Annotated in this window: 4 protein-coding genes; 3 read left to right on the forward strand and 1 reads right to left on the reverse strand. The window is 68.6% G+C overall.

Translation table 11 applies throughout. The features are described from left to right. Window positions 1-59 precede the first annotated feature (59 nt). From QZV72_RS10410 to QZV72_RS10420, 3 genes are all read left to right on the forward strand, one after another. A complete protein-coding gene (locus QZV72_RS10410) occupies window positions 60-335 on the forward strand; it encodes a hypothetical protein (RefSeq protein WP_297008241.1) in 276 nt (91 codons plus the stop codon). 48 nt (window positions 336-383) lie between these two features. Continuing rightward, window positions 384-2,540: a RecQ family ATP-dependent DNA helicase gene (locus QZV72_RS10415; RefSeq protein ID WP_297008243.1), complete on the forward strand. Its 2,157-nt coding sequence runs from the start codon at window positions 384-386 to the stop codon at window positions 2,538-2,540. Window positions 2,541-2,641: 101 nt separating this feature from the next. Continuing rightward, a complete protein-coding gene (locus QZV72_RS10420) occupies window positions 2,642-3,709 on the forward strand; it encodes a biotin/lipoate A/B protein ligase family protein (RefSeq protein WP_297008245.1) in 1,068 nt (355 codons plus the stop codon). Window positions 3,710-3,863: 154 nt separating this feature from the next. Here the strand turns inward: QZV72_RS10420 and QZV72_RS10425 are convergent. After that, a partial coding sequence (locus tag QZV72_RS10425) for a cytochrome b/b6 domain-containing protein (RefSeq protein ID WP_297008248.1) occupies window positions 3,864-4,991 on the reverse strand: 1,128 nt, incomplete at its 5' end.

Genomic DNA, 4,991 nt, shown 5'->3' on the forward strand with positions numbered 1-4,991 from the left:
CGGTGCACGGTCTTCTGCGTCTGTACCTCGCACTGTAATCCCCGGGGGACGCGACGGCGGTGTTCACACCGGCACCGGGACCTCGGTGCCGTCCTGGCCGGGGACGGTCACGGGGACGGTGGACCGGCCCGTTCGTCGTCGCGCTCGGTGGGCTGGCCGGGTTCTCCACCGTCTGCGGGATCCAGATGGGCGCCTACGACGACACGGGTCTGTGGGGGGTCGGCTACCTCATCCTCGTCGTCTGCGGCGGGTTCGTCCTCGCCCTCGTCGCCCTCGTCATCATGCTGGTGCGTATGCCGCGGCTGCCGCGCACCCCGACGATGGGGCGTCCCTGACCCCAGACCGCCCCGGAGCTGTCCCGCCCCTCCTCTAGGGTGGGGCGCATGACTTCCGGCACTCCTTCCCCAGACCTGCGTACCCGCGCCACCGCGATCCTCCGTGAGCTCACCGGACGTGCTGACGCCGAGTTCCGCGACGGCCAGTTCGAGGCGATTGACGCCCTTGTCAGCGCACGGAAACGCGTCCTCGTCGTCCAGCGCACCGGCTGGGGGAAATCGGCGGTGTACTTCGTCGCCGCCCGGCTGATCCGGGAGGGTTTCGGCGGCGGTACCGGCGGACCGACGCTGATCATCTCCCCGCTGCTGGCATTGATGCGCGACCAGGTCGCCGCTGCCGAACGTGCCGGGGTGCGGGCGGCGACGATCAACTCCTCGAACGTCACCTCCTGGGACGAGGTGCTCGACGACCTGCGGGGTGGGCGTCTCGACGTGCTGCTCATCTCCCCGGAGCGGCTGACCAACCCGAAGTTCCGGGAGCGCGTCCTCGACCCGTTGCTCGGCGACACCGGGGCCGGTGGCAGCGGGGCGCCAGGGGTCGGCATGATCGTCGTCGACGAGGCGCACTGCATCTCCGACTGGGGCCACGACTTCCGCCCCGACTACCGGCGTATCGGCGCGCTGCTGGCGTCCCTCCCGGGGGATCTTCCGGTGCTGGCGACCACGGCGACGGCGAACAGCCGCGTCGTCGACGATGTCGCCGCCCAGCTCGGGGCCGACACGGCGGTCATCCGTGGGCCCCTGGCGCGTGACTCGCTGCGCCTGGGTGTGGCACCTGTCGCGTCCCCCGGGCACCGGATCGGCTGGCTGACCCAGCATCTGGGCGACTTCACCGGCTCGGGGATCATCTACTGCCTCACCGTCTCCGCTGCCGAGGACACCACCCGCGCCCTGCGCGATGCCGGGTGGGGCGTCGCCTCCTACACCGGACGCACCGACGCGGAGGACCGCGCCCACCTGGAGCAGCAGCTCAAGGACAACGAGGTCAAGGCACTGGTGGCGACCAGCGCCCTGGGAATGGGCTTCGACAAACCGGACCTCGGGTTCGTCGTCCACCTCGGCGCACCGTCGTCCGCGGTGGCCTACTACCAGCAGGTCGGCCGCGCCGGCCGCGCCACGGACTCCGCCGACGTGCTTCTGCTGCCGGGTACGGAGGACGCGGAGATCTGGGAGTACTTCGCCACCGCGTCCATGCCCGAGGAGGAGGACGCGCTGGCGGTGCTGAGCGCTCTGGCGGACGCCCCCGCCCCGCTGTCCGTCCCCGCGCTCGAACCACTGGTCGGCATCAAGCGGACAAAACTGACCCTGCTGCTCAAGACCCTGCAGGTCGACGGAGCGGTGGACCGTGCGGGCTCGGGGTTCATCACCACCGGTGCCCCCTGGTCCTATGACGCCCCCCGCTACACCGCCGTAACCGAGGCCCGGAAACGTGAGGCTCAGGCGATGCTCGGCTACGAAGCCGGACGGATGTGCCGGATGCGCTTCCTCGCCGAGGCCCTCGACGATCCGACCGCCCACGACTGCGGACGCTGCGACGTCTGCGCCGGGGTGTGGTGGGACGCCACGGTCAGCGCCAACAGTGAGTCGGAGGCCCGCAAGGTGCTCTCCGGCATCGGCATCCCCGTCGAACCCCGCGGCCAGTGGCCCTCCGGGATGGAGAAGGTCGGGGTACCGCTCAAGGGGAGGATCCCGGTCGACGAGCGGGTGGCAGAGGGACGCGTCATCGCCCGGTTCACCGACCTCGGGGCCGGCCAGACACTACGCGGCTTCCTCGCCGAGGGTGCGGCGGGTCCCGGCGACGTCCCGGTACCGGGGACCGTCGCCGACTGGTGCATCCGGGTGCTCAGGGAGTGGGGGTGGCAGGAGCGTCCCACCGTGGTCGTGGGCATGCCCTCGGTGACGCGCCCGGTGACGGCGGGTGACCTGGCGTCCGGTCTGGCGCGCATCGGCCGGATGGTGGACGCCGGGACGCTCAGCCTCACCCACGATCCGGGGACCCCCGAGGTCAACAGTGCGTTCCGGGTACGCAACCTGGCCGGGGCGTTCAGTGTGCCGCCGGAGACCGCCGCAGCGGTGGCGGGGCAGGTCGTGCTGCTGGTGGACACCGAGATCGGGTCACGCTGGGCCATGACCGTGGCGGGGCGCGAACTACGCCTGGCGGGGGCTACGGCGGTTCTCCCCTTCGCGCTGGCACTGCGGGGTTAGTGTCCGGACGCTGCGTACACTGGGCCGGGTGAGGGTATCCCAACACCGTGGTACCCGAGAACGCAGGTCACCCGTACCAGGCAGCAGAAAGGGCAACTGACGTGCACGGAGAATACAAGGTCCCCGGAGGAAAGCTCATCGTCGTCGACCTGGAGGTGTCGACCGTCACCGAGGCAGATCCCGGCGTCCTCAGGGATGTCCGGATCGCCGGTGATTTCTTCCTGGAGCCCGACGAGGCCCTTGTCCGGATGACCTCCGCCCTGGAAGGCGCGCCGGCCGACCTGACCGCCGACGGGTACGCCGAGCGGGTCCAGGATTCCCTGCTGCGCAGTGACGTGCTGTTCGGCGTCACCGCCGAGGGAGTGGGCATCGCGGTGCGTCGTGCCCTGGGCCACGCCATCGGCTGGGACGACATCGACTTCGATGTCATCTACGGCCCCTCGGTCGACCCGATGCTCAACGTCGCCATGGACGAGACGCTCACCGCCGACGTCGCCGCCGGGCGCCGTAAGCCGTTCATGCGGTTGTGGGAGTGGAACGCGCCGCAGGTCGTCATCGGCTCGTTCCAGTCCTACAGTAACGAGATCAACCAGGAGGGTGTGGACAGGTACGGCATCACCGTCTCCCGCCGCGTCACCGGTGGCGGGGCGATGTTCATGGAGCCGGGCAACTGTGTGACCTACTCGCTGGTCGTGCCGCAGGCGCTCGTCGACGGGCTGAGTTTCGCGCAGTCCTACCCCTTCCTCGACGAGTGGACGATGGAGGCCCTGAAGAAGGTGGGGATCAACGCCCGCTACATCCCGCTCAACGACATCTCCTCCGATGTCGGGAAGATCGGCGGGGCGGCGCAGAAGCGGTTCTCCAACGAGTGGATGGTGCACCACGTGACGATGTCCTACGACATCGACGCGGAGAAGATGCTCGAGGTGATCCGGATCGGCAAGGAGAAGATGAAGGACAAGGGCACCCGGTCGGCGGTGAAGCGGGTCGATCCGATGCGGTCACAGACGCAGCTGCCGCGCGAGGAGATCCTCGAGGTCTTCCACGACACCTTCAAGGAGAAGTACGGGGCGACCGAGGGGACGATCACCGGGGAGGATCTCGCGATGGCGCAACGGGCGTGTGACGAGAAGTTCTCGACCGAGGAGTGGACACACCGGCTGCCGTAGCCGCCGTAGGTGGCGTTCACCTCGGTCGGGTACCTCAGGTTGGTCTGACAGTCCCGGGCCAACCTGGAGCACCCGACCCGCAGCTGACGGAAGGGCGGCACCATGCCGGTGCCGCCCTTCACGTGTCTGCCCGGTCCGGCAGGCGCTGCGCCCTCTAGCGGGCGCTGACCTGACCGAACTTGCCGGCGATCGGCTGGATCACCAGCGGGCGGGCCGCGGAGACCAGGGCGATGACGACGGCGAGTCCGAAAACGAACCAGAGGAAGCCGCCCAGGTTGCCGGAGTGGTTACCGGCGAACATGTGGTTGAGGTTGTGCGTCATGCCGGTGGTGAAGACCAGGAAGACGTGAATGAAGACGAAGAGAACGAAGAAGAGCATGGTCGGGAAGTGGATCTTCCGCGCGACCGGGGCCGGGTAGAGCTTGTTGAGCTTCTTCGCCTCGGACGGCCACCACTCACTCATACGCAGGCCGGAGATGATGGCCAGCGGGGCGGCGACGAAGATGACCAGGAAGTACATGATCTGCTGGATCGAGTTGAAGTTCGTCCAGCCGTTCTCGGCTGGCCACTCGAAGGACGCGTACTGCAGTCCGGCGGAGATGGCGTTCGGGAAGACCTCCCAGCTGGTCGGGACGATGCGCGACCAGTGACCGGTGACGAACAGCAGGATGATGAAGATCAGGCCGTTGAGCATCCAGAACAGGTCCAGCGAGGTGTGGAGCCACAGGTTGATGCTGATCTTCTTGCCGCCCTTCTTGGGCTGCCAGACCGCCGGGGGCTTCTGCTGGGTGCGCACGCGCAGACCGGACTGCAGGATCAGGGCCATGAACAGGAAGTTCAGGTAGTGCTGCCAGCGGGCCCAGATCGGGAAGCCCTCATCAGGGGCGATGGACTCCGCGACCTCGTACTCGCCCGGGTAGTCCTTCATCCAGCTCTCCATGAAGTCGAGGTGGATGAACCAGCGGACCGCCACGACGATAATGATGGCGGCGACCAGGGCAGCGCCGAAGATCATCGCACCCTTCTTGCCGAGACCCTTGATCGTGGCCCCGGCGCTGGCTGCCACACCGCCGACACCGGCGGCGGCCATCGCCCAGAGGTCGGCGACCTCCATGCCGAAGATGGTGAGGGGTTCCTTCTTCTTCTCCGGCTTCGGTGCGGGCTTGGCGGCGGTCTTCGTCGCTGCGGCAGGAGCAGCCGCAGCGGGAGCGCCGGGGGCTGCAGGGGTAGCGGGAGCGCCCGGGGCACCGGGGGTGACAGGAGCACCAGGGGCCGCCGGAGC

The sequence above is a fragment of the uncultured Corynebacterium sp. genome, from assembly GCF_902782855.1.
Taxonomy (GTDB): domain Bacteria; phylum Actinomycetota; class Actinomycetes; order Mycobacteriales; family Mycobacteriaceae; genus Corynebacterium.